Origin of the sequence: Clostridium sp. 16K-1-R1, from assembly GCF_023921145.1 — a bacterium.
Lineage (GTDB): Bacteria > Bacillota > Clostridia > Clostridiales > Clostridiaceae > Sarcina > Sarcina perfringens.
The window spans coordinates 333,452-360,226 of the sequence record NZ_CP046515.1 but is presented as its reverse complement, the minus strand read 5'-3'; the positions used below and the strand labels follow the sequence as shown (position 1 = coordinate 360,226).

Here is a 26,775-nt window from a genome sequence, read left to right as displayed (position 1 = left end):
ATTCACTAAGCTTTTGGTGGCTCGAGCAGGAATCGAACCAGCGACACGAGGATTTTCAGTCCTCTGCTCTACCGACTGAGCTATCGAGCCATAAAATAAAAACCTGGCGACCACCTACTCTCCCACACAGTCTCCCGTGCAGTACCATCAGCTTCTAAAGGCTTAACCGTCGTGTTCGGAATGGGAACGGGTGTTACCCTAAAGAACATCATCACCAGATGTTTGAAAAAACTTTGTTCTTTCAAAATTGCACATATTTAATTTACTATATTTGGTCAAGCCCTCGATCTATTAGTATCGGTCAGCTGAACATGTTACCATGCTTACACTCCCGACCTATCAACCTTGTGTTCTTCAAGGGATCTTACTAGCTTACGCTATGGGAAATCTCATCTTGAGGTTGGCTTCACGCTTAGATGCTTTCAGCGTTTATCCATTCCCGACTTAGCTACCCAGCTGTGCTCCTGGCGGAACAACTGGTACACCAGAGGTCAGTCCATCCCGGTCCTCTCGTACTAAGGACAGCTCCTCTCAAATTTCCTACGCCCGCGACGGATAGGGACCGAACTGTCTCACGACGTTCTGAACCCAGCTCGCGTGCCGCTTTAATGGGCGAACAGCCCAACCCTTGGGACCTACTTCAGCCCCAGGATGCGACGAGCCGACATCGAGGTGCCAAACCTCCCCGTCGATGTGGACTCTTGGGGGAGATCAGCCTGTTATCCCCGAGGTAGCTTTTATCCGTTGAGCGATGGCCCTCCCACGAGGTACCACCGGATCACTAAGCCCGACTTTCGTCCCTGCTCCACTTGTGGGTGTCGCAGTCAGGCTCCCTTCTGCCTTTGTACTCTTCGAACGATTTCCGACCGTTCTGAGGGAACCTTTGGGCGCCTCCGTTACTTTTTAGGAGGCGACCGCCCCAGTCAAACTGCCCACCTAACAATGTCCTGTGACCAGATTCATGGCCGCCAGTTAGAATTTCAGTACTGTCAGGGTGGTATCCCAAGGTTGACTCCACCAAGGCTGACGCCCTGGTTTCCTAGTCTCCCACCTATCCTGTACAGACAATACCAAAACTCAATGCTAAGCTACAGTAAAGCTCTACGGGGTCTTTCCGTCCAATCGCGGGTAGCGAGCATCTTCACTCGCACTACAACTTCGCCGGATTTACAGTTGAGACAGTGCCCAAGTCATTACGCCATTCGTGCGGGTCAGAACTTACCTGACAAGGAATTTCGCTACCTTAGGACCGTTATAGTTACGGCCGCCGTTTACTGGGGCTTAAGTTCACACCTTCGCTTGCGCTAAGTGTTCCCCTTAACCTTCCAGCACCGGGCAGGCGTCAGCCCCTATACATCAGCTTACGCTTTAGCAGAGACCTGTGTTTTTGCTAAACAGTTGCTTGGGCCTATTCTCTGCGGCCTACTCTCGTAGGCACCCCTTCTCGCGAACTTACGGGGTCAATTTGCCGAGTTCCTTAACTGTAATTCTTCCGCCGGCCTTAGGATTCTCTCCTCACCTACCTGTGTCGGTTTGCGGTACGGGCACTACTTCTCTCTCTAGACGCTTTTCTTGGCAGCGTGGAATCATGTACTTCGGTTCCGTGGAACCTTCCCCATCACGCCTCAGCATTATGAGAGCGGATTTGCCTACTCTCACTGCCTAAACGCTTAGACTAGCATCCAATAGCTAGCACACACTATCCTCCTGCGTCACGCCATCGATAATAACGATGGTAGTGGTACTGGAATATCAACCAGTTGTCCATCACCTACGCCTTTCGGCCTCGGCTTAGGTCCCGACTAACCCTCAGCGGACGAACCTTCCTGAGGAAACCTTAGGTTTTCGGCCTGTGGGATTCTCACCCACATCTCGCTACTGATGCCAACATTCTCACTCGTAACCAGTCCACCGCTCCTTACGGTACGACTTCAGCCCGGTTACGACGCTCTCCTACCGCTTGAACTATGTTCAAGCCCGTAGCTTCGGTGGTAAGTTTAGCCCCGTTACATTTTCGGCGCAAGATCTCTCGACTAGTGAGCTATTACGCACTCTTTTAATGAATGGCTGCTTCTAAGCCAACATCCTAGTTGTCTTAGAAATCTCACATCCTTTCCCACTTAACTTACACTTTGGGACCTTAGCTGACGATCTGGGCTGTTTCCCTTTTGACCACGGATCTTATCATTCGTAGTCTGACTGCCGAGCTCAAAGTATGTGGCATTCGGAGTTTGATAAGGTTCGGTAAGCGCTATGCCCCCTAGCCCATTCAGTGCTCTACCTCCACTACTCATACTCGACGCTAGCCCTAAAGCTATTTCGGAGAGAACCAGCTATCTCCGGGTTCGATTGGAATTTCTCCGCTATCCACAGCTCATCCCATGCTTTTTCAACAGCAACGTGGTTCGGTCCTCCACGAGGTTTTACCCTCGCTTCAACCTGGCCATGGATAGGTCACCCGGTTTCGGGTCTACGGCATGCAACTAGTCGCCCTATTCAGACTCGGTTTCCCTTCGGCTCCGTACCTTAAGTACTTAACCTTGCTACATACCGTAACTCGTTGGCTCGTTCTACAAAAAGCACCTCATCACCCTCATAAGGGGCTCTGAGCGGTTGTAGGCACACGGTTTCAGGTTCTATTTCACTCCCCTCCCGGGGTTCTTTTCACCTTTCCCTCACGGTACTGCTTCACTATCGGTCATCAGGTAGTATTTAGCCTTGGGAGGTGGTCCTCCCTGCTTCCCACAAGGTTTCACGTGTCTCGTGGTACTCTGGATCATAACTCGTGGTCTTCTCGTTTCACTTACAGGACTATTACCTTCTACGGTGGAACTTTCCAGTTCTCTTCAGTTACAATAGCCTCCACTTTCATGCTATGTCCACAACCCCGGAAACAAGTTTCCGGTTTGGGCTCTTTCCCTTTCGCTCGCCGCTACTAAGAAAATCGATTTTTCTTTCTCTTCCTCCAGGTACTTAGATGTTTCAGTTCCCTGGGTTACCTTCATTAAGCTATGTATTCACTTAATGATACATGGGGTTTCCCATGTGAGTTTCCTCATTCGGAGATCTTCGGATCTCAGGCTATGTGCGCCTACCCGAAGCTTATCGCAGCTTATCACGTCCTTCATCGGCTCCTGATGCCAAGGCATTCACCATACGCCCTTTGTAGCTTGACCTATATTAGTTATAGTTCTCATTTTACAAAGAATAGAAATTGGTTTTGCCAATTTGGCTTGTTGTTTCTATAAATTAAATTATGTGCAATTTTCAAAGAACAATTTTGAGAGATAGTCTCTCAAAATTAAACAGAGATATTATCCAGAATTCATTATCATCTTAGTTGTCCTAAGATGTATTCCTTAGAAAGGAGGTGATCCAGCCGCAGGTTCTCCTACGGCTACCTTGTTACGACTTCACCCCAATCGCTGACCCTACCTTCGGCCGCTGCCTCCTTGCGGTTAGCTCACGGACTTCGGGTATTGCCAACTCTCATGGTGTGACGGGCGGTGTGTACAAGACCCGGGAACGTATTCACCGCGACATTCTGATTCGCGATTACTAGTAACTCCAGCTTCATGTAGGCGAGTTTCAGCCTACAATCCGAACTGAGACTGGTTTTTAAGTTTGGCTCCACCTCGCGGTATTGCATCTCTCTGTACCAGCCATTGTAGCACGTGTGTAGCCCTACACATAAGGGGCATGATGATTTGACGTCATCCCCACCTTCCTCCTGGTTAACCCAGGCAGTCTCGCTAGAGTCCTCAACTTAATGGTAGTAACTAACGACAAGGGTTGCGCTCGTTGCGGGACTTAACCCAACATCTCACGACACGAGCTGACGACAACCATGCACCACCTGTCACCTTGTCCCCGAAGGGATTTCCTCGATTAAGAGTAATGCAAGGGATGTCAAGTGTAGGTAAGGTTCTTCGCGTTGCTTCGAATTAAACCACATGCTCCGCTACTTGTGCGGGTCCCCGTCAATTCCTTTGAGTTTTAATCTTGCGACCGTACTCCCCAGGCGGAATACTTAATGCGTTAGCGGCGGCACGGAGGTGTTGAAACCCCCACACCTAGTATTCATCGTTTACGGCGTGGACTACCAGGGTATCTAATCCTGTTTGCTCCCCACGCTTTCGAGCCTCAGCGTCAGTTACAGTCCAGAGAGTCGCCTTCGCCACTGGTGTTCTTCCTAATCTCTACGCATTTCACCGCTACACTAGGAATTCCACTCTCCTCTCCTGCACTCTAGATAACCAGTTTGGAATGCAGCACCCAAGTTGAGCCCGGGTATTTCACATCCCACTTAATCATCCGCCTACGCTCCCTTTACGCCCAGTAAATCCGGATAACGCTCGCCACCTACGTATTACCGCGGCTGCTGGCACGTAGTTAGCCGTGGCTTCCTCCTTGGGTACCGTCATTATCTTCCCCAAAGACAGAGCTTTACGATCCGAAAACCTTCATCACTCACGCGGCGTTGCTGCATCAGGGTTTCCCCCATTGTGCAATATTCCCCACTGCTGCCTCCCGTAGGAGTCTGGGCCGTGTCTCAGTCCCAATGTGGCCGATCACCCTCTCAGGTCGGCTACGCATCGTCGCCTTGGTAGGCCGTTACCCCACCAACTAGCTAATGCGCCGCGGGTCCATCTCATAGCGGATTACTCCTTTGGTTGAATGATGATGCCATCTTTCAACGTTATACGGTATTAATCTTCCTTTCGGAAGGCTATTCCACTCTATGAGGCAGGTTACCCACGTGTTACTCACCCGTCCGCCGCTAATCCGTTTCCCGAAGGAAACTTCATCGCTCGACTTGCATGTGTTAAGCACGCCGCCAGCGTTCATCCTGAGCCAGGATCAAACTCTCAATTTAAAAGTTTAATCTATACTCATATTACTTATAAAAGAATTGCTGGTTTATGTTAATATCTTCTGTTTAATTTTCAAAGACCATTTCGTCGTCGCCATCAAGCGACTTTCTTAGTTTAGCATCACTTCGAAACTTTGTCAACAACTTTTTTCAAAACTTTTTATTTATTTTGTTAAGTTGTTTGTGTGTCTCTCAGCGACGAGATTTATCTTACCATGTATATTGATTTAACCGATTTTATAATACACATTATTTTCATTATTATTCCTATAATTCTTTATTTTCCTTAATTTTTCTATATAATTCTTACATTGATACGCTGGGATAAGTTTTCATATAATTTATTGTATTAATATGTAAAATAAAAGGAATACTGTAAAAAAGCATTCCTTTTAAAAAAATTTATATTGTTTTACTTACTATTTTCTTTTAAATCTTTTGCTTTTTAATCCAATTCCAACTAAAAGTGATAGAGACCCTAATCCAAAAATGAATTCTTTACCAACACCTGAACCTGTTTGTGGTAATTCATCTTTATTATTATCATCACTATTCTCTAAATCCTCATTATTTTCTTCATCTTCTTTATCCTCATCTGGGCTTAGAGGCTTATCCTCTTTATTATCTTCTATCGAAAATTCTGAAATAACATATTTCTGTTTAAAACATCTTCCTTTTTCATCAATAAGTTCTGAACTTGTTATTTCTATACTAGTTAATTCAGCTTTATCAATTGCCTTAAATTCTAAAATGAAATTCACTTCATTAGCCTTAAGAGAACCCTCTTCTAAATTTATTAAAACTTCTAAAGTATTATTATCTATAATATTAGTTTGTAAATCTTCACTAAACTCTACCTTACTATTAATAAATTCTAATTTTTCTCCTTGAAATTTAATCTTGGCTCTATATTTACCTGCTACTATTTCATTAAAATCACTTAAATTAAACTTTACTTGAAAATTATCACCTAAATTTATTTTTTTATTCATACTAATATTAACATTTCCCAAGCTATTGATGTTTGTAATGCCATGTCCATAATCGTAATAATTAACTTCAGTATTCATAGTTCCATCATTATTTAAACTTGGAATATCTACTGGTAACTTTCCCTTAGGCTCTACAGCTCCAAAAACAACTCCCATAGATGCTGGTATATTAGGTCCTGAAGATTTAGTTAAAAAAAAGTATCTCTTCTATTTGAAATTGTTTTTTAGCATTATATGGTTCCTGAACATTTAGTTGGGAACGAAGTATCTTCTTCTGTTGAATCCATTCCTTTAAATCCATATGCAACTCCCTGTGCCTTAGCGTTATCATAAGCTGCCAAATCATATGGATTTCTTAAGCTTATTAATATAAAATCTTTGTTTACTTTTAATTATGGAATTCTAACTATTTTGTTATTGATTAATTGCAACTATTTTAACCCAAATTATATTTAGCACCCTTGTTATAAGAAATTATTAAGTATAGAATTTAATTATGATTTTGACAAAATTTATTTTTATATAAGGAGGTAATTAAATGGCTGCTGAATTTAATAATGATTGGGATGATTTATTAAAAGATGAGTTTGAAAAGGAATATTACTTAAATCTTAGAAAGTTTCTTATAAATGAATATAAAACTCAAAAAATACATCCAAGCATGTATGATATATTTAACGCATTAAAATTCACACCTTACAAAGATGTTAAAGTTGTTATTTTAGGTCAAGATCCATACCATGGACCAAACCAAGCTCATGGATTTAGTTTTTCTGTTAAACCAGGAGTTCAAACTCCTCCATCTTTGAGAAACATGTTTAAAGAATTAAATTCTGACCTTGGATGTTACATACCTAATAATGGATTTTTGGAATCTTGGGCTAAACAAGGTATCCTTTTATTAAATACTGTTTTAACAGTTAGAGAAGGGCAAGCTAATTCTCATAAGGGTAAGGGTTGGGAAATATTCACTGATAGAGTAATTGAATTATTAAACAAAAGAGAAGAACCTATAGTATTTATTCTTTGGGGAAGAAATGCTATTTCAAAAGAAGCTTTAATAACTAATCCAATACATAAAATAATAAAATCAGTGCATCCAAGTCCCCTATCTGCTACTCGTGGATTCTTTGGTTCAAAACCTTTCTCTAAAACTAATGATTTTTTAGTTTCAATAAATAAAGAACCTATAGATTGGCAAATACCTAATATATAACCAAAACTTTATACTTAATATTAATTATTATTTTAAGTTTACATTGATTTATATAAAACTCTTTATCAATACCTAATCTAGCTTTTGAAATTGCAATTTTAAATTTATATTGATTTATATAAAACTAAATTGATTTTTAAGGAAACTTTACACCTCTAACTTAATATACTCTATTAGGAGTATTAATTAAGTTAGGGGTGTAATTTTATGAAAAATTATAAAGATAATGATGAGAATTTTAAATTAGTTCCTATGAACATGAAATGTAATCAAGAATATTCTTTTATGCCTATGAATAAATTCAATTCAAATTCAATGAATCTTAATCCTATGATTAATAATAATTCAAATCATAGTTGTTGCTGTATGCATAACTACGTAATGAAACCATCACCTTACAATAATAATTATTATGAAAATCAAATGTTTCCTCAAAATCATACAGATAATATGATGGTAAAAACATTAATAACAGTAAAAAAGAAATCAGATCTATTTGATTAATCTATATGTAGTGTATATCTCTACATATATTAAGCCACTACTAGTATATAAATTAATATTATACTAAAGTGGCTTTATTTGTTTCTTTTTTATTACGATTACTGTAATCATCTATTCTTTTAAAGATTTATATTATATAATCTACTTAAATTTATTATTATTTTAAAATATAAAATAAATTAATCTTAAAATATATTTTTATTAAGGAGTGTTGCTATTGTTGAAAAGGTTACCACAAGAATACCTTATACATTTAATTTTATATATTTCTTTTATTATATTTGCCTTTTTTTTAGAAAGCCCTAAAGAAATACTTAATGGACTTTACAATATAATTTCAAATTCAGACATATTAATAACAGATTATATAAGTATAGGTGGTTTTGGAGCAACCTTAATTAATAGTGCTCTTTTAGGCTTAATATTTATATTTTTATTTTATATAACTGATACGAAATCTACAGGAAAAAGCATAATGTCTTTATGGTTTTTAACTGGTTTTGGAATGTTCGGTAAAAATATAATAAATATATGGCCTATAGTTTTAGGTACTTTTATATATTCTAAAGTGAAAAAAAAGCCCTTTAAAGATTACTTAGTTATAGCATCTCTTGGGACTGCTCTAGCCCCTACAGTAAGTCAATTTTCGTTTTTTCCAGGAGTTCATCCTATATCTGGAGCTATTATGGGTGCATTAGTTGGAATAATAGTAGGATTTATTCTTCCTCCAATTGCTAAAAATGCATCTAAGATTCATTCTGGTTTCTCTCTTTATAACGTTGGCTTTGCTGGAGGAATTATAGCTATAGCAGTAATGTCTTTAATGAGAGCCGTTGGACATGACTTTGAGACAAACTCTATATGGCATAAAGGAAATAATATATTATATATGCTATTTTTATTTACTATAAGTGCTTACTTCATAATTTGTAGCCTTATACTAGATAAATCAAAGAAAAGTGTTCTGAAAGATCAAATAGGAATTAATAAAGAACATGGTATTTTCCCTAGTGACTTTTTTTCAATCTATGGTAGTAGTTGTTATTTTAATATGGGAGTACTTTGTATATTCTCAACGCTTTTTGTTTTACTTATAAATGGTGATTTAAATGGTCCAACTATTGGAGCTATTTTTTCCATGGCAGGCTTTGGATGCTACGGAAAAAATTTAGCTAACTCTGTTCCATTAATTATAGGAGCTTCATTAGCATCTTTAATTAGCATATCAGATATAAATTCTCCTGTTACAGTAGTTTGTATATTATTTAGTACGGGATTAGCTCCTATTTCTGGCTACTATGGTTGGCCTTATGGAATAATAGCAGGATTTCTTCACATATTTATGGTTTTTAATATTGGTGAATTACATGGAGGATTAAATTTATATAATAATGGACTTGCAAGTGGCTTTGTAGCCGCAATTATTGTTCCAGTTATAGAATCTCTTCAAGTTACAAATACAAAAAATAATTTAAAAGATTCTTCTAAGAAACATTCTATTAGTTTAGGAATAAAAAAAGAAGCAGATTAATCTGCTTCTTTTTTCTTTACATTTATAAATTTTATATTAAAAGGGGCTTATAGTTTAAGTAGGGGGAAATTAACACTATGTTAATTTTATACTATAAACCCGAACAAACTCATTTATATATTAATTGATTAACTTTTTATCTGATTTAATCTTAGCTCTTTTTACTAAAGTATAAATAAGAGAGGCTACTATTCCAGTTACTCCACCTAAGGCAAAGCCAAACTGAGGATTATTAAAAATAGCTCCTAAAGCAAGTCCTATTAAAACTCCTCCCGCTATACTTTTAGCAAGATATTCACATTCTTTATCACTTAATATCATCTTCTCTAACACCTTTACCACTCCCAACAAATTCCTTTAACTTAATTATACAAATTACTTATTACAAAGTATTTACATTGAATTTAAGCATTGGTTACTTTTGTAAATTAGCTTTTATCTTATGTTAGAAAATAGATATTATTTTAAATAATATCCTAATATCATATGACTTAAAGTCTTATATCATTTAATAATATTGTCATTGTAATATACAAATAATATTACAATATTTATAATACACACCATTATTTATTGCTTTGGTTGTTCTATATATAATATTAAGACATTCATCTTACTTTGTAAAGAGTTATTTTTTACTGTTTTAAAAGATTAATTATATATATTAAGAGTTATTTCTAATCATTTCTATTGTTTTTATAAATTTCCTACTATTTTGGTTCCATGTAACTCCCTAGCATTGGTATAATCTTTTAACTCTAAAAAATTATCTTTAGTAACTCCTCCACCTGGAAGTATTATTATTTTATCTTTAGCATGTTCAACTAATTCTTTTAAGGTATCTTTATTTTTAAAAGCATTATCTAAACCACCCTTTGTTAAAACCCTATCTACTCCTAAATCTATAAGCTTACCTAAGGCATCAACCTTATTTTCTATTTCATCAAAGGCCATATGAAATGTAATGCTTAAAGGTTTAGCTAACTCAACAAATTCCTTTGTTGTTTCATAATCTAAAGTATTATCTTCCTTTAGAAATCCAAATACTACTCCTGTTACCCCTATATCCTTACAAAGTTTTATATCATTTTTCATTATGTTCAATTCTTCTTTAGAATAAACAAAATTTCCTCCTCTTGGTCGAATAATTACATTAATATCTATATTAATATCCTTTTTACATTGAAGAATTGTTCCATAGCTTGGTGTTGTTCCCCCTTGAGCCAAGTTATCACAAAGCTCTATTCTATTAGCTCCTAATTCCTCAGCTCTTTTTCCTTCCTTATAATTTCCAACACATGCTTCTAACTTAATTGTCATACTCCTCTCTCCTCCTCAGTAATATTTTTTATTGATTCCAACTCAGTGTTTTCAAGATTACAATTCCCAGATCTTCTCTCAAAACCTTTAAAATCAAAATTTAAAAACATTAAACTAACATTTTCTTCTCTTAATATTTCTAAGATTTTTATATTTATTTCTTCCTTAAGCTTTTCATATTTTAAATATTCAAATTCATCTGTATAGAAATATATAAAAACTCCAAAACCATAAGTTGAAAGCTCATTAAAACTTACTATTATCAAATTTTTATCTATTTTATCATGTTTTTTTAGCATATTTTCTATTTTATTAACAGAATTTTTTATACTTTCTATTGGTGTCTTGCAATCCATAGTAAATTTAAAATGGATTCTCCTTAATTTTCTTTGAGTCCAATTTATTATGTTACTATTAGCAAGTTTTGAATTAGGTACAGTAGCAATTGCCATGGAAAAGGTTCTTATCCTTGTACTTCTAAATGTAATCTCCTCAACAACTCCTTCAACATCTCCAGCCTGTATCCAATCTCCAATAGAAAAAGGTCTATCTAAAACTATTACCATTCCCCCAAACAAATTTGAACAGGTATCCTGTGCAGCTAAAGCAAAGGCAACTCCACTTACACCTAACCCAGCAATAAAGCCAGTTAAGCCAAATTCATTTGCAATTATAATTATTCCAACTAGCAATATTATTAATCTAATAATTATAGAAACAAAAGGAAATACAATAGTATTACCACCATCATTTTTATGTAACTTAGAATAAAGTAATGAATTTTCTAAAGTTAAGTTATAGGCAAAATATATAAATGAAACTATTATTCCTACTCTTAGAATCTTATATGTAGATAAAAAATCTATACCTAAGGAATCAAGATTTATAACTTTAAATATTGAATATATTCCAACAAAGGATACAATAAGCTTTAATGGATTTTCTAAAGCTCTAACAATATTATTATCTAAGTAATTTTTAGTCCTTCTTGCCCCTCTCATTAGTAATTTAAATAGATTATTTATTAGTATTTTATTTATGATTAAAACAATTATCATAATAACAAGAATTATAATAATTTCTTTTATATTGATAATTGTTAACCTTCCTAAAAGTCTTTCTAATTCCTTCATAGCACACCTCAAAAGATATTCTTCTTTTTATCTTTTCCTGAAATGACTAATTTATTTTAAATTTAAATATAAAAATAAACCTAGATAAAATATTTTTTATATTTTATCTAGGTTTATTAATTTCCACTTTTATACTATTTCATCAAAGTATTCACTAACTTCTTGATTACTTTTCTTTATGCTTTATTGAGGTATATGACTTTTTATATAAGACTTTACCTCTTCTGGACGAATATCAAGGATAACTGCAAACTCTTCATTTATTAATTTTTCCGCAGTTTGCATAATCTCATCGTCGCCCTTACATGCCTTTTTACCATCTAATTTTCTTTTCTTTTTATCTAAATATATACTTCTTATTAATACAATTAAATCATCACAATTTCCACTTCTAAGCATTGTTTTAAACTCATCATTTCTTTGTCTATCATTATCTATCCATAAAGTTTCCGTCTCTGGGATACTATTTATAATGGAATTTACATCCTCCTTAGAAAGAAGAGTTCTCATAGAAATTTTCTTATTATCAACTGGAATTTTAATTACTGTCTTTTTAGGATACTTAGAATAAACTGGACTTAATACATAATATTCTTTTTCAATATTATTCATAAGAGTTTCTTTAGTAATATCTATAACCTGACAAACCCCAACAGTTCCATACATTATATAATCATTAATTTTAAACAATAAATTTTCACCTTCCTTAAATTAAAATTTTGCTTTCATCTCATCATTAAGAGATTGCTCTTTTAACTCAAGTAGTTAGCACTATACTTTTCTAAAATAAAAAAAGTAGTTTTAACAACTGGAATTACGTCATTAAAACTACACGCTGTATACTTCTATTTTACCACATTAAAAATATTTAATGTAAGGAAATATTTTATTTTTAAAATATATATGATTTTACTCAATATCAATTTTCATATCTCTATAATAATATTTCATATCATTTTCATTAATTTCTCTTAATACTCTACATGGATTTCCTACAGCAACTACATTAGATGGAATGTCCTTTGTAACAATACTTCCTGCTCCAATTACTGAATTATCTCCAATATTAACGCCTGGAAGTATCACAGAATTTGCACCAATCCAAACATTATTTCCTATATGTATAGGAATATTATATTGAGCTTGTTTACTTCTTAATTCTGGATGTATAGGATGTGTCCCTGCTGATACTGTAACATTTGGGCCAAACATCACATTATTTCCAACAAATATATCGCAGTCATCAACCATTGTTAAATTAAAATTAGCATAAACTCCATTGCCAAAATGTACATTTTTTCCTCCCCAATTAGCATGGAAAGGCGGTTCAATATAACAATCATCTCCTATTTCAGCAAACATCTTCTTTAGTATTTTCTCCCTTTTATCCTGTTCTGAAGGTCTTGTTTTATTAAAATCATAAAGTAACTCTAAAGCCTTCATCTGTTCCCTCATCAAATCTTCATCATTACAATAATAAAGTTTTTGGCCATACATTCTTTCTCTTATTTCTTTCAAGTCCATAATCTTCTCATCCTTTTATAGAATTCGTATTTTTTAAGTTCTTAATATAAATTTTATAAAAAAACTATATAGTATCAACATAAAATTCTAAATTTATTTAAGATATAATGTAAATTTTTATTATGAATTAAAATACAAAATATTAATAAAAAATCTGCCTCTTAATTAAATATAAGAATCAGATTTTACTTAATAGCCTTTTAATTTTTATTAGAAGATATATAAGTTTACTTAAAATATATTTTGCATTTTAATATATTAATTTACATTATCATAGGCATCTACTAAATATTTTTCCAAATCATATAATTCATCTATAGAATTAATATATACCCTTGATTCTCCTATTCCCTTTGGAGCTTGCTCAATCTCCTTATTAGGACAAATATTTTTTGCGTATTCTACAGGTAATTTAGTCATTACATTTTTCTTACTAGCATCTAAATTAAATCTAATAATCCATCTAGTTGTATTCCTTAAATACACAGAAAAATAGTTTGTAGTATCTTTATAATTAATCTCTGAAATATCTCTATTATTTTTCTCTAGTATATCTTTAACTATATTAAAACCTTTAAGTTCATTCTCTGTGGTTATTATCCCCTTCTGAACTTTATTTCCTATTTCAATTTCAGATAAGTCTTCTCTATTAACACTATCATTATTTATATTTTCTTCTTTTTTTATAGTTAATGTCTCTTGTTGATATAACCCCTTACTAACTATATCTAAAACTGCATTTGAAATTGCTTTTTTTACAAGTGGTCTAAATCTCTCAATCACATTGGATGTTATTCTCATTTCACTAAAATCCTTTACTATGAATCTTACAAAATCATCACTTGGATTGCTAAAAAGTCTTCTTAAACTTTCATTTAAAGTAGAAGTATAAACTAATTCTTCAGCATAAGTTATTAATGAATCCTTATCAAAATTTTCTTTTCTTAATTTATTTAAACTTTCTATATCCGATTCTTTAATCTCTAGTAAATTTATATTTAAAAATGGAGTATCATCCATCACATTATTTGCATTTAAATCAGTAAAAAATTTATATTCAATCCCATTAGTTAATATAGCAAGCTTAACTTCTTTTGTTGAATTGAAATATCTCGCTAATTGTGCATCATGATTGTTTAAATTTTCATTTACTGATTTTGCTTCTATAAATATTATTGGTTCATTTTCTTTAAATAAAGCATAATCAACCTTTTCGCCTTTTTTTATTCCAAAGTCAGCACTATATTCTGGTCTAATTTCAATAGGATTAAAAACATCAAATCCTAATATTTGAATAAATGGTATTATTAATGCTTGTTTTGTCATTTCTTCATTAGTGATATATTCTTTTCTCTCTTTTACCTGAACTGATAATTTTTGAATGTCATCTTTAAAAGCCATTTTAAACCTCCCCTTAAATTAACCTCTTTAAATAATATGTATTTGTTACTCTTTTATTACACTAAGCTAGTTCATCATTTTAAAAATTTAAAGCTTTAAATATATTTTTATATAATTTATTTTTATATTTATAAAGCTTAATTTTTCTATCTCTTGGCATATTAAAATTAAGAGTCTTATAATTGAATTATAAATAAATATTTGGAGATGATTTCATGGATGATAAGATAAACAAATTAAAAGAAATAATAAAAAATAGTAATAACATAGTTTTCTTTGGAGGAGCTGGCGTGTCAACTGAGTCTGGAATTCCTGACTTTAGAAGTGCTAATGGCTTATTTAATGAAAAGCTTAATATTACTTTTACCCCTGAACAATTAGTTTCTCATAGTTTTTTTGAAAGATATCCAGAAGAGTTTTTCAACTTTTATAAAGCTAAACTTATTTATCCTAATGCCAAGCCTAATGATGCACATATTGCCTTGGCTAAACTTGAAGAAATGGGAAAATTAAAGGCTATAGTCACTCAAAACATAGATGGACTTCATCAAATGGCAGGGAGCAAAAATGTTTTTGAACTTCATGGTTCAGTTCTTAGAAACTACTGTGTAGATTGCCACACTTTCTATGATGAAAAATTTATTCTTGAATCAAAGGGTGTTCCAAAATGTACTAAGTGTGGTGGAATAGTTAAACCTGATGTGGTTTTATATGAAGAGCCTTTAGATGATAATGTTATTAGAGGTGCTATTGATGCTATTTCTAAAGCAGATACCCTTATAATAGGCGGAACTTCCTTAGTTGTTTATCCTGCTGCAGGGCTTATTAACTATTTTAGAGGAAAGAATTTAGTTTTAATAAACAAAAGTTCAACTCAAGCTGATTCTAAAGCTGACTTAGTTATAAATGACTCCATAGGAAAAGTATTAGGAAAAGTTATTGATTAATTTTTATTGTACTATAAATTTTTTGTTAAAAATATCCAAAAGATTATTGTTTGATATATAATTAATAAAAAGCATTATTATATATTACTTTAAATAAATTTAATTTAGGTATATTAAGGGGTTGGGTATTAAACAAATGTTTATTCAAAAGATTTTAAGTTACAAAAAAATTTTTAAAATTAATATGTTATTTTTAATACTATGCTTAGCTATAAATATTATCTTATTTAAAAATTTACCGAACAAAATTGCTTTACAGATAGTAGAAAGCGGAGAATTAGGTAATTATATTCCAAAATTATTTTTTATATTTTTCACACCAATAGTAATTTCTTTAATAACTTTTTATAATTATATGAAAACTGAACTTAGGGTTTCACGTTCTATAGTACCAGTAATAGTTCTGTTTATTCTTAATATAATTATTTTAATAACAAATTTATTTGCTTAATAAAAAAGAGACTATTAATTTTTTAATAGTCTCTTTCTAAGTTTATTTAACAAATTTCTATGTAGTATTCTTAGTTAGATAATTTTATCCTTGAGAAACTTGTTGTTTTACAGTAGCTACTTCTTCTGGAGTTGCTTGTTGAGCAGGGATATAGTATCCTTTTTCTTTTGCAATTTTGAAAAGAGCATACTGACGTACTTCATCTTGGTTTCTCATGTTTTGTATAGTTTCTCTTAATTCTTGATTCTCACATTGAGAAATTATACCACCATATCCTGCTAAACTTGCATTTATTCCAGCAAGATAATCGCTTATCATTTCTTTTTCTTGCATGTTAATTGCCTCCTATCCTAAAAATGACATTAATTTTTCTTTACTGTTTTTAGCATCTTGTGCATCTTTTTTTAACATATTTTTTAATGTTGGATCAGTACATTGTTCTGAGTAACATTCAAGTTTTTTCTCAATTGTACAATGAGCTCCTATTAAGTGACGAAGATTTTGTAATTCTAATTCATTTAGATTAGCCATAATAATCCCTCCTAACATTTTAAAATTCTCTATTAGTTTAAGCTTTTTTTTTTAATTTATTCATACAAAATTATGTAATTAATCTTATGTTTAAACAATATATTATATTAAACACTAATATAAAGGAGTAATTTAATTTGATCTTTTTATGTATTTTTTTAATACTATTAGGTGTGTGTGCTGTTGCCTTTGTACTATATCAATGCAATATTAAAATTACTGAATATAAAAGGCAAATTTTAACTTTAAATAATCAACTTTCAAAATATAAAGATACAACTTATAAAAAAAGTAACAATGATTCCAAAAAAAATTTAATAATAAATTTTAATAAGCCTGAATTTAAATATGGAATTACACTACCTTATACCTCAATTTTCATAGCTCCCTCTGAGGAATCTATTGCTATTAGTAAAATCAAAGAAAAATCACAAGTAAAAATTATTGATGAAGCTGAAATAAACAATGAAATTTGGTATTATTCATTGTTAAATACAGAATCAAAAATAAATTGTAATGGATGGATTAAAAAAAGCCAATTTTCAATGCTTATGGAAGATACTAATAATATTATTGGAGAATAAATATTTACTTTTTAAACTTAAAACCCCCACTTCATTCTAAAAATGAAATGGGGGTTAAAAATAAATTTTATGTTATTTAAGTTTCTCAGTATCTTCTCCTAATAATATTGTTTTTTCACTTGGAATAAATTCACCGGTATTATTATTTCTACCTTGTAAAAAATATCTTTCATCAGATTTTCCCATAGTTTCAATGGCTTTATCACAAAGCTCACCAATCTTTCCACCTTTACATCTATTTATAATTAAGCTAACCTTTGTATCATCAAAATCTGATAGCATATAATAGTCACCATTACTATCTCCTCCAGTGATTACAGGGCCTTTATTATGAGTTGGAACTAAAAATTTTTTAATAGTTTCTGTCTTACCTTTTCCTTGAGTTTGATAATACTCTGGATTTAGTTCAGCCTTTATTTTACCATCATCTGTTTTTAAAAGTTCCATAGCATATATATTTTTAGATGGTAATTCATATCCGTACTTAGGATTTGTTGCAAATTCCCTAACAACGTCAATGTAAGAAGCTGAGCATACATAAACATCAATACCATTTTTCATTAAAGTTTTATATAAATTTTGTTGTTCTTTAATAGTTCTTAATCCTGTATCAAATGTAACAGAAACAATTCCTGCTTTTCCTGGAATCTCTTCACTACTAGTCCACGTTTCAACACCTAACTTTTCATTTAACCAGTAATCATTAGACTTTTCAGTAAGTTTAGCAACCTCCTCAGAAGTCATTCCTTTAAACAAATAAGTTACCCATGGATAACTTACATCTGAACTAAATGATTCTCCAATTGCACTATAAAGATATCTAAGTTTTGCTTTAAAATCCTCATACTCTTTTTCTTTTTTTATTTCATCCAAGGATTTATTTCCTTTAAAACCTTTATAATTTTCATATAGATATGTATAATCACTAACAATATCCTCTGTAATTAAATCAATATTAACAGGCTTTCCCTCTTTATTATTGCATTTCTCAACAAAGTTATCCTTTGGAATATTAGTTTTCATAACAGTATCCAATTCTTCAGGCGTCATTTTAAATTCTAAATTCATCAACTGATAAGCAAGTAATGCTTCTTCAACATCATTCATTATTGTTGTATTATCCCAATCAAAAACAGCATAAGGCTTTTGATTTTCATCATAATTTTTACTATCCTTTCCATATTCCTTTATAACATTTACTAATGCCTTATAATTATCAGGGTCCCAGTTTAACTCTTCTAATCCATATTGAACTTTTCCATCAGCTTTTTCTTCTAATTTTGTCTTTGAAGCCGTTGAATCCTCCTTTACTGAACTACTTCCACAAGAAACTAAAGAAACTGTAATTAATGATGCTAAAACAATACTTAAACTTATTTTTTTATTATTCTTCATAATATCTCCCCCTTTAAAATTTTTTAATATCCTTACAAACCATAATTTAAATATAAAAATAATCCTGTATATTAATTTTATTAAAAACTTATAACTTATTGATGCTTTTATAAATCTAAACGTTTTCAATAACTTTATAGTTATTATATCAAACTTTTTATTTAATAAATACTCTTTTTTTGAATTTTTATGAATATATTTTATTTTTTATTAACATTTTTAAATATAGTTTTCTTTAAAAGAAAAAGTCTATATCAAAATTTAATAAAATTATCTTGATATAGACCTATATTTAATAGCTTATAAATTAACATCTATCTTTTGAAGAATGAAAATAATCCTTTTTTCTTCTTTTTAACTTTTTGTCCTTGGAATACTATCTTTTCATTATTTAATAAAGCAAGTCCATTAGCTTCAAATCTTCTACTTGCTCCTCTGCTTATACTATTTGCAACTTCACAAGCTTCCTTTAAGCTAGTATTTCTATTTCCATTACTATGAGCATCAGATCCAATAAAGCTATATAGATTATTTTCTAAGAATAGCTCTGCTGTTTTCTTTACTTCTTTTCCAAATAATCCAGTAAGACTTCCTCCATTTAACTGGAATAAGTATCCCTCATCAATAAACTGATTTATTTCCTCTGGATTATTTATGAAATCAACATATCTTTCTGGATGAGCAATCACTGGAGTTATTCCTTTTATTTTAAGTTCATATATTTCATCTATTGCTTTTTGAAAATATATTTTATCCATAGGGAATTCTATAAGCATATATCTTGATTCCCCTAAGGTTCCAATATCTCCAAGCTTAAAATCCTCTAATATGTAATTATTAAAGAATACTTCTTGTCCTGGATAAATTTCAATATTTAAATTATTTTCCTTAGCTAGCTTATTTAATTCTTTAACTTTATCTTTTACACTGTTATAGTTTTCTGTCCAATATCCCTTAAAGAAGTGAGGAGTTGCTATTATTTTCTTAGTTCCTGACTCTTCTGCTCTTTTTAACATTTCTAAGGACATTTCTAAACTTTTTGAACCGTCATCTATATTAGGTATTATATGTGAATGTATATCTATCATTGCTTTCCTCCTTAAAATAAATACCTAAAAGGAAATCTATCTTCCTCTATAGGGTTTAAATAATTTTTACTATAATATAAAACCCTTTACTAATCTACTCTTAACTTTCTATTTTTTACATGAATATTTTACCATAATACAAAACCAAATAATACATTCTACATACATATATTTCACAGGAAATATTATCTTCATAAAAAACAAATAGCTGTATCAAATTATATTCTAAGAAATTTATTTTTTAGAATATATTTAATACAGCTAAATTAATTTATAAACTCAATTTTTCTTTTTTAGTATTTAAAGATTCAATTTCTAAATTCATATTTTTGATTTCTTCATATAAGGATTTTATTTCTTCATTTCTATACTTTAATTCCTCTTCATAAAAAGAGTTTATCCTATAATTCAAAATCATTACCAAATTTAGAATAGACTCAGAAAAAGTTAATTCTTCACTTTCCTCTTTTTCTTCATCCTTTGCTAAATCACATTTTATTTCATTATATATCTCTTTTATCTTATAATTTGATATATCATATGATAAAGCACTTTCTATATTTTTAAAGGCCTTATTTTTCTCATCTATTATCATATATAATAATGCTAATAGAATTTTAACTTCTATTAATTCACTTCTTCCTTTATTAATTTCCTCTAAAACCTCTATTGCTTGTGAATAATTTTTATCTTCTATTAAGTTTAGTGAATATATATATTTTTCACTTATTAGTTTAAAATCATCACTTTCTATATCTTCTATAAATTCAGAAGCCTTATTATCTTCACATGAAACTTTCAAACTCTCATTCCAATATTTCTTAGCTCCATAAAAATCGCAATACATATATTTTATTATCCCTAAAAGATTTAAAATATCTATATTTATATTTCCAGAGCCATAAATTTTTTCTAAGAGCTTTTCTCCCTCTTTCAATTTTTTATTTAAGATTAAATCTAAAGCATTATTATAAGCACCTTCTAAAGCTTCTTTACTATTTTTCATAAGAAATGCTCCCAATATTAATTTACGAAATCAAATAAAAAATCTGTAAGTTCTTCATCTAATTTCATAAGTGCCATTTTATCATTATCTACTATGGCATCCTTCATATCACTCATAATTTCTTGAAGCTTTTCTCTATCGGCACTTGGTAGCATAGGAATTTTTCTTTCTGCTAATCTAAAGTTAGGTTCTACTAATTTAAATAAATTGGCTGATTTCCAAGGTACAAGTTCATTATTATTTTCATTACTTGAAACTACCTCTTTAAGATCCTGAATCTCTTCTTTTGAAAGGCCTTTAGTAGACATTATTTTAGAAATTTCATCTCCAGTAGAAAGAATTTCTGCTGAAACATTTAAAATTCCATTTAAATCATAGGTAAAGGTAATATCTATTTTTTCTTTACCAGTATCAGCCTTTGGTATTCCTGATAATATAAATTCATCTATTAAGGTATTATCACTAACATATCTACTTTCACCTTCATAAACACTTACTAATACTTCTGTTTGATTATCCATGACTGTACAATATCTCTTTGTTACATTTGCAGGTAATTTTGAATCTCTATCAATTATAGGATCAAATATTCCTCCCTTTAATGCCACTCCTAAAGTATAGTTGCATGTATCAGTAACTATTATTGTACCTGAATCTCCAACTGGAATATCATTTTTAATAGCAGCTTGTACTGAAGCCCCTAAAGCCACAGCCTCATCTGGATTTACTCCCCTTGCTATTTTTCCTTTAAATCTTTTTTCAAGCATATTTCTTACATAAGGTATTCTACTAGAACCACCAACTAATAATACTGTATCTATCTCATTATCAGTAATATTTGCATCCTCTAAAGCCTCATTTACTATATCCTCAGTAGAATCTATTATCTCTTTAACATTAAACTCAAATTCTTCCCTAGTTAATACCATTTCTAAGTTTATTGGATTATTATCTTTGTCAGCACTAATATAAGGAAGTACTATTTCAGCCATCTTAGATGTGGATAATGTTTTTTTAGCTTCCTCTACCCCTTCTTTAAGTCTCGCCAAAATTCTACTATCTGAGGTATCTAATTTTACACCTGTTGATTTATTAAATTCATTTACCACATGGTCTATTAATTTATTATCAATATCTTTTCCACCTAAATAATTATTTCCTCTACTTACCTTTACATCTAAAACTCCATTAAACATTTCTAATATAGTTACGTCAAAGGTTCCCCCTCCAAAGTCATAAACTAGAATATTACCGTTTTTATCTAGGTTGTCTACTCCATAAGCCATGGCAGCCGCAGTAGGTTCATTTATTATTCTTTCTACTTTAAAACCAGCTATTTCCCCAGCATTTTTTGTAGCTTTTCTTTGTATATCATTAAAATTAGCAGGGACAGTTATTACAGCCTCTTCTACTTCTTCTCCTAAAAAATATTCAGCTACTTCTTTTAATTTTTTTAAAATTAGCGCTGAAATTTCTTCTGGTCTGTATTCTTTCCCTTGAATTTGTATAATATTTTCTGTTCCCATAACTCTCTTTACTTCAGCAACTGTTAATTCAGGCTTTAGTAAAATTTGATTTTTAGCTTTCTTTCCAACCTTTATTTCATCTCCTTCTATAGAAACCACTGATGGAATAGCATGTTCATCTCCTTCTTCAATATTTCTTATTATGCATGGCTTACCATCTTTTACATAAGCTATTTCTGAAGTTGTTGTCCCTAAATCAATTCCTATTATTCTTCCCATTCTATATCCTCCTTATTTTTAACTACTACTACTTGAGCTGTCCTCTCAACTTTTCCCTTGTATATGTATCCAAACTTTAAAACCTCGTTTATCTCATAATCTTTTCTTTCGTCATTCCAAATAGTACTAACACACTCATGTAAGCTTTCATCAAAAAAAGTTTCTTTCCCATCAATAAGAAGGATATCTACATTCACCATTGCCCTTTTTACTGTGTTTAATAGATTATTCATAGCCTCATTTAATACTTCATTGTTAGATTTTTGGCTAAAATCATAAATATATTTTATATTGTCCACTATACTTATTATGCTTTTAACTAATCTCTTTTCTCTTATTTCTAATTCTTTGTTTATTCTTTTACTTCTTAGCTCTTCTTCCTCACTCTTTTTACTTATATAGGTTGTAATCCATTCAAGGCTACTAGCTATTTTATAGACCTCTTCAATATATCCTTGATTCATATTTTCATTTTGTATGGCTATTTTTTTTATAAAATTTTTTATTTCTTTTAATCCTCTATCCTCTTCAAATAAATCTATATACTTTTTTTCTTCACAAATATCCTTTAAAGCCTCTTCATAATTCAAATTAGTACCCCCTTATTTTATTTATCTCTAAAACTATTTATTACTTTTCTAAATAAAATTTTTACGGGATTCCCCTCTCTCCTATTAGAATAAAATTCCTTAGGTACATTCTTTTCCTCTTTTATTTTCTGAACTTTGCTATATCTACCCAAGACCTTATCACTTAACTTTCTTGTTTCTAAGTACACATTCCTATAATCATTTTTTAACTTCCCAATTGATTTTACTAATTCATCATTTTCAAAGTTAAAGTTATTAAAAAAGTTTTGATTTATTCTTTCAAAATCCCTATTAAATTCAATATCATCCTTTAAAAATTTGCTTACAGCATTATAAAATACTATCTTTTTAAAATCTTCATTTATACTCTTATCCTCATAAAGCCTAGATAGTTCTAAAAAACTACGCCTTAAATCCATTATCTTTTCTAAGGTTTCCATATCTTTTTTTTCATCTATTAAAACTAAAGCTGTTGATGTAAGTCTAACTCCATTTTTAAAATGAAACTCTTTTAAAATTCTATCTAATAAATTTAATATTGAACTTTTTACTTCTTCATAATTATCCTTTAAAATGATTCCGCTTAAAGCTTCACACCCCTTATTAAAATCATCTTTGCAATCTAATCTATCTGATAAATCTAAAAACTTAAGGTATAACTTATACTTCTTTGAATTTATATTTTTATTTTCTAAGCCATCCTTTAAAACCTTAATAGCCTTTGTATAATCCCTTAATTCGCTTTCATTGTAAATTTCAAATAACTTTAAGTAAAAATCTACTTCTACATTTTTTAAATTCAAGCTCTTTTTAAGGACACTCTCTAAATTTTTAAGATCATAATTATCTCCATAGGCATTTATTAAAAGCTTATAGTATTCTATATTGTTAGGTTCTCTTATAACTAATTCTTTTAATATCTTAGAACTTTTTTTATAATTTCTACCTCTCATTAAACATACAGCTAAGTCCTTTTTAACCTTTGAATTATCAGGGTATTTTTTAAGAACTTTTTCAAAATTCAAAGCTGCTAAATCATATTTTTCACTTTTAGCTAAATCAATACCTTCATTAAGTATATTTTTTATTTCAATATCAAAAGTCTCTAAAATATATGCATCCCTTTTAGACTTGTCTATTAAGGTTTCATAGGCATCCCTTATAACTCTATATTCCTTTGGAAACTTTTCTGGTGGATATTTTTTAGTCATATTAAAATAGGCATTTTTAACTTCATTATCAGAGGCATCTATCTGAATATTTAATTCTTTAAAATAATCTATCATATAATCCTCCTAAAATTAATTAACGATATATCTCTATACCATAACTTTATTTCAGTAAAACTAATAATATTCATTGGTAAGCCTATTTTATTTATAAAACTTAGAATACTCTAGATTAGAACTATTTTTTTACCCATAATTATATTTATTTTAATTTGACATAAATTACTTATATTAATAAAATGTTAATGAATTATTTGATAAAAATAACTAATAATTCAAATATTATATTAAGAAGCTTTCGGAGGTTTATATGACGCATAGACCTATGCTCAATAAGATAAAACTTTTTTTTATAGTTCAAATTATATTAAGTTTTTTAGTTTTGGCAGGAACATTAATTTCTATATTGGTAATACCATCACACTTACCAGACTACTTTATATGGGCCATAGCCTTTTCATTTTGGGTTTTTCAATGTGGCTTTAGTACAATCTTTGCATTTAGATATAGAATTTCTAAAAGTTCTCTAAGCACCATAAAATTAAGCTTTATATTAATTGGAAGCATACAAATTTTAATAACCTTAGCAACAAACTTGTTTGGTATATTTGACCTTCCAATTTTTAATACACTAATAATAAAAAACTTTCAATTTTTAATATTATCATTGATATTTATTGTAATGATTTATAAACTTATAAAAGATATGCTTAAGTATAGGGTTTTAAAGGATTATATTATTCGTGATTCATTTTTTACCTTTATACCTTTTGCTTTTATTATTTATAAAAATTCTAAATACTTTATATCCTCAATATATTTCTTAGATGATTCAGTATATAGTTTGGCTCTATTAAATATAAACAGCTTAAGGATTTTTTTAGAAGGATTTCTTATTATATTGATCTTTGTAAAAACTATTTATTTAAGAGGAAATAAAAAGAGTAGTTTTCTATTATTAATCTACTTTTATGTTTCAAATCTTAACTGCTATATAGTCTCATATTTTAATAGTAAGTTGCTTTTTTCTCATTACTTATATCAAGGTATTGGAATCTACTTTATATGTCCAATATTATTAATGCTTTCTATATATTATTCAATTACAGAACAAGAAAAAGCTCCAGATCAAGTGCTATTTGATGATTCCTATATGAATATAAATAACTCATGGATAAGTATTACTATTGGAATTTTCCCAGTATCCTTTTCGGCTATAGATATAATTTCATCTTCTATAGCAAGTGGTGATTTTAACGGCATAGAAAGCTTAGTAATTATACTTCTTGTTATGATTTTACTAGTATGTAGAGATGTTATATTAAGAAAAGATAATCTAAGATTAATTGCAAGTGTTAAGAGGGCTAATGAAATAGACTTTTTAACTAATATGTATAGTAGAAATTATTTTTTAAAGAAACTTGAAACCATAAATACTGATTATGCACTTTTCTTTATAGATATAAAGAGCTTTAAGGACATTAATAATATTTTTGGACATGTTGTTGGTGATAAGGTATTAGTAGAAGTTGCAAATAAATTTAAAGAACTTAAACTACTTCTAGGTAAAAATGTTTTCTACTGTAGATATAGCGGAAATGAATTTGCCTTAATCTCTAAATTAGATCAAGTTGATCTTATATTAAAATTTTTTAGAGACCTTGAAAATATAAAAATTCAACATAACTCTGATTTAATACATATAAACTTTAATATTGGATATTCATTAAATGATTCAAATATTAACTTAGACTTACTAATTCAAGAAACAGATTATGCTCTAATGAGAGCTAAGAAGCTTAAAGGTCCTAATAACTCTATACTTATGTATGATGATAATTTAAAAACTGATTTAGAACATATGAATATATTAAAAAAGGATTTTAAAAATGATCTTTTAACAGGTAAGTTTCATTTAGTCTTCCAACCTAAAGTTTGCGTAAAAACATTAAAAATAGTTGGTTTTGAAACTCTACTTCGTTGGAAACATGATAAACTAGGTGAAATTTCTCCTTCTAAGTTTGTACCTATAGCTGAAAACTTAGGTGAAATTTCTTCCCTTGACTTATATGTTTTTAAAAAGTCCTGTGAATTTCAAAGATGCTTAATAGATAAAGGAATAAAATTAAAGTGCAGTGTAAATTTATCCTTAAACACTTTAAAATCCTATGAAAAAATCAATGAAATTCTAAATATTTATAAAGAATATAAAATTCCAAAACATTTAATAACAGCAGAAATATTAGAAAATGTATCACTAAATAATAATGCTAAAACAATCTCTTATATTAATCTTCTTAGAGAAAATGGAATTTGTATATCCATAGATGACTTTGGGACAGGCTACTCTTCTCTTAGCCAAATATCTAATCTGTATTTTGATGAGTTGAAAATTCCAAGAGAGTTTGTAATAGATGCAAGAACCCCTAGTAAATTAGCTGTTATTGAAGCAATATCTATATTAGCTAAAAAATTAAAGGTAACCTCTGTTATTGAAGGGGTAGAAAATTACGAGGACTTTAAACTCTTTAGTAGTTTAGGATTTGATATTGTTCAAGGATACTATTTTTCTAAACCCTTAACTAAATCTGAAATAATAGATTATATAAAAGTTAATATTAATAACAAAATAAGCTAGTAACTAAGTAAGTTTTCATATTTAAATAAGAAGAAAAAGAGGCCATATCAAAATATAATAAAATTTATTTTGATACA

Annotated in this window: 21 protein-coding genes, 1 tRNA gene and 3 rRNA genes; 6 read left to right on the top strand and 19 right to left on the bottom strand. The window is 30.3% G+C overall.

Annotated elements, in window-relative coordinates; genetic code table 11:
- Positions 1-14 precede the first annotated feature (14 nt).
- From GOM42_RS01590 to GOM42_RS01570, 5 genes are all read right to left on the bottom strand, one after another.
- A tRNA-Phe gene (locus GOM42_RS01590) sits at positions 15-90 on the bottom strand.
- Between the two features lie 11 nt (positions 91-101).
- A 5S ribosomal RNA gene (gene rrf / locus GOM42_RS01585) occupies positions 102-219 on the bottom strand.
- Between the two features lie 52 nt (positions 220-271).
- Positions 272-3,176 (bottom strand): 23S ribosomal RNA (locus GOM42_RS01580).
- A 187-nt stretch (positions 3,177-3,363) separates the two neighbouring features.
- Positions 3,364-4,876, bottom strand: a 16S ribosomal RNA gene (locus tag GOM42_RS01575).
- The 16S, 23S and 5S rRNA genes sit together here with 1 tRNA gene alongside, the layout of an rRNA operon.
- Positions 4,877-5,292: 416 nt before the next feature.
- Positions 5,293-6,021: an LPXTG cell wall anchor domain-containing protein gene (locus GOM42_RS01570; protein WP_223932419.1), complete on the bottom strand. Its 729-nt coding sequence runs from the start codon at positions 6,019-6,021 to the stop codon at positions 5,293-5,295.
- A 382-nt stretch (positions 6,022-6,403) separates the two neighbouring features.
- Here GOM42_RS01570 and GOM42_RS01565 point away from each other — a divergent pair, with 382 nt between their 5' ends.
- The 3 genes from GOM42_RS01565 (at position 6,404) to GOM42_RS01555 (ending at position 9,116) form a co-directional block, all read left to right on the top strand.
- Complete coding sequence (locus GOM42_RS01565; protein WP_003458249.1) at positions 6,404-7,081, top strand: uracil-DNA glycosylase; 678 nt, start codon at positions 6,404-6,406, stop codon at positions 7,079-7,081.
- A gap of 207 nt (positions 7,082-7,288) precedes the next feature.
- Positions 7,289-7,585: a hypothetical protein gene (locus tag GOM42_RS01560; protein WP_003458384.1), complete on the top strand. Its 297-nt coding sequence runs from the start codon at positions 7,289-7,291 to the stop codon at positions 7,583-7,585.
- Between the two features lie 220 nt (positions 7,586-7,805).
- Complete coding sequence (locus tag GOM42_RS01555; RefSeq protein ID WP_004455865.1) at positions 7,806-9,116, top strand: DUF1576 domain-containing protein; 1,311 nt, start codon at positions 7,806-7,808, stop codon at positions 9,114-9,116.
- Between the two features lie 120 nt (positions 9,117-9,236).
- Here GOM42_RS01555 and GOM42_RS01550 read toward each other — a convergent pair whose 3' ends face one another.
- The 6 genes from GOM42_RS01550 to GOM42_RS01525 all read right to left on the bottom strand — a co-directional run bounded on the left by GOM42_RS01550 (position 9,237) and on the right by GOM42_RS01525 (position 14,494).
- Entirely contained in the window at positions 9,237-9,449 is a 213-nt protein-coding gene (locus GOM42_RS01550; RefSeq protein WP_003464293.1) for a hypothetical protein, read from the bottom strand.
- A 363-nt stretch (positions 9,450-9,812) separates the two neighbouring features.
- Positions 9,813-10,436: a copper homeostasis protein CutC gene (locus tag GOM42_RS01545; RefSeq protein ID WP_011590116.1), complete on the bottom strand. Its 624-nt coding sequence runs from the start codon at positions 10,434-10,436 to the stop codon at positions 9,813-9,815.
- The gene (locus GOM42_RS01540) at positions 10,433-11,569 is read right to left on the bottom strand and encodes a mechanosensitive ion channel family protein (protein WP_003479534.1); all 1,137 of its coding nucleotides are present in this window, start codon (positions 11,567-11,569) and stop codon (positions 10,433-10,435) included. Before GOM42_RS01540 ends, GOM42_RS01545 begins: the two co-directional genes overlap by 4 nt.
- Before the next feature lie 183 nt (positions 11,570-11,752).
- Positions 11,753-12,259 (bottom strand): CarD family transcriptional regulator, encoded by a 507-nt coding sequence (locus GOM42_RS01535; RefSeq protein ID WP_003464290.1) that lies wholly within the window; start codon positions 12,257-12,259, stop codon positions 11,753-11,755.
- Positions 12,260-12,478: 219 nt separating this feature from the next.
- Entirely contained in the window at positions 12,479-13,093 is a 615-nt protein-coding gene (locus GOM42_RS01530; protein ID WP_011590113.1) for a sugar O-acetyltransferase, read from the bottom strand.
- A gap of 258 nt (positions 13,094-13,351) precedes the next feature.
- Positions 13,352-14,494: a type I restriction endonuclease gene (locus GOM42_RS01525; protein ID WP_003479536.1), complete on the bottom strand. Its 1,143-nt coding sequence runs from the start codon at positions 14,492-14,494 to the stop codon at positions 13,352-13,354.
- 215 nt (positions 14,495-14,709) lie between these two features.
- Between GOM42_RS01525 and GOM42_RS01520 the strand changes: the two genes are divergently transcribed.
- Positions 14,710-15,441 (top strand): NAD-dependent protein deacylase, encoded by a 732-nt coding sequence (locus GOM42_RS01520; protein ID WP_003472385.1) that lies wholly within the window; start codon positions 14,710-14,712, stop codon positions 15,439-15,441.
- 535 nt (positions 15,442-15,976) lie between these two features.
- On the opposite strand, the gene GOM42_RS01515 is transcribed toward GOM42_RS01520, so the two are convergent.
- Both GOM42_RS01515 and GOM42_RS01510 read right to left on the bottom strand, forming a co-directional pair.
- Complete coding sequence (locus GOM42_RS01515) at positions 15,977-16,225, bottom strand: spore coat protein (protein ID WP_003458352.1); 249 nt, start codon at positions 16,223-16,225, stop codon at positions 15,977-15,979.
- Between the two features lie 12 nt (positions 16,226-16,237).
- On the bottom strand, positions 16,238-16,423 hold the full coding sequence (locus GOM42_RS01510) for a hypothetical protein (protein WP_003458368.1): 186 nt from the start codon (positions 16,421-16,423) through the stop codon (positions 16,238-16,240).
- 137 nt (positions 16,424-16,560) lie between these two features.
- Here GOM42_RS01510 and GOM42_RS01505 point away from each other — a divergent pair, with 137 nt between their 5' ends.
- Positions 16,561-17,007, top strand: a complete 447-nt coding sequence (locus GOM42_RS01505) for a hypothetical protein (RefSeq protein WP_041702525.1) — start codon at positions 16,561-16,563, stop codon at positions 17,005-17,007.
- A gap of 72 nt (positions 17,008-17,079) precedes the next feature.
- On the opposite strand, the gene GOM42_RS01500 is transcribed toward GOM42_RS01505, so the two are convergent.
- From GOM42_RS01500 to GOM42_RS01475, 6 genes are all read right to left on the bottom strand, one after another.
- A complete protein-coding gene (locus tag GOM42_RS01500; protein WP_011590111.1) occupies positions 17,080-18,402 on the bottom strand; it encodes a phosphoserine phosphatase in 1,323 nt (440 codons plus the stop codon).
- 314 nt (positions 18,403-18,716) lie between these two features.
- Positions 18,717-19,490: a CpsB/CapC family capsule biosynthesis tyrosine phosphatase gene (locus GOM42_RS01495; protein WP_003458363.1), complete on the bottom strand. Its 774-nt coding sequence runs from the start codon at positions 19,488-19,490 to the stop codon at positions 18,717-18,719.
- Between the two features lie 271 nt (positions 19,491-19,761).
- Entirely contained in the window at positions 19,762-20,496 is a 735-nt protein-coding gene (locus GOM42_RS01490; protein WP_003458339.1) for a hypothetical protein, read from the bottom strand.
- A 17-nt stretch (positions 20,497-20,513) separates the two neighbouring features.
- Positions 20,514-22,241, bottom strand: a complete 1,728-nt coding sequence (locus tag GOM42_RS01485; protein WP_003458288.1) for an Hsp70 family protein — start codon at positions 22,239-22,241, stop codon at positions 20,514-20,516.
- The gene (gene grpE / locus GOM42_RS01480; RefSeq protein WP_003458364.1) at positions 22,229-22,831 is read right to left on the bottom strand and encodes a nucleotide exchange factor GrpE; all 603 of its coding nucleotides are present in this window, start codon (positions 22,829-22,831) and stop codon (positions 22,229-22,231) included. The genes GOM42_RS01485 and grpE overlap by 13 nt, the downstream gene beginning before the upstream one ends.
- A gap of 17 nt (positions 22,832-22,848) precedes the next feature.
- Entirely contained in the window at positions 22,849-24,117 is a 1,269-nt protein-coding gene (locus GOM42_RS01475; protein ID WP_003458361.1) for a tetratricopeptide repeat protein, read from the bottom strand.
- A gap of 253 nt (positions 24,118-24,370) precedes the next feature.
- On the opposite strand from GOM42_RS01475, the gene GOM42_RS01470 reads away from it, so the two are divergent.
- The gene (locus GOM42_RS01470) at positions 24,371-26,698 is read left to right on the top strand and encodes a bifunctional diguanylate cyclase/phosphodiesterase (protein ID WP_003458359.1); all 2,328 of its coding nucleotides are present in this window, start codon (positions 24,371-24,373) and stop codon (positions 26,696-26,698) included.
- Positions 26,699-26,775 lie beyond the last annotated feature (77 nt).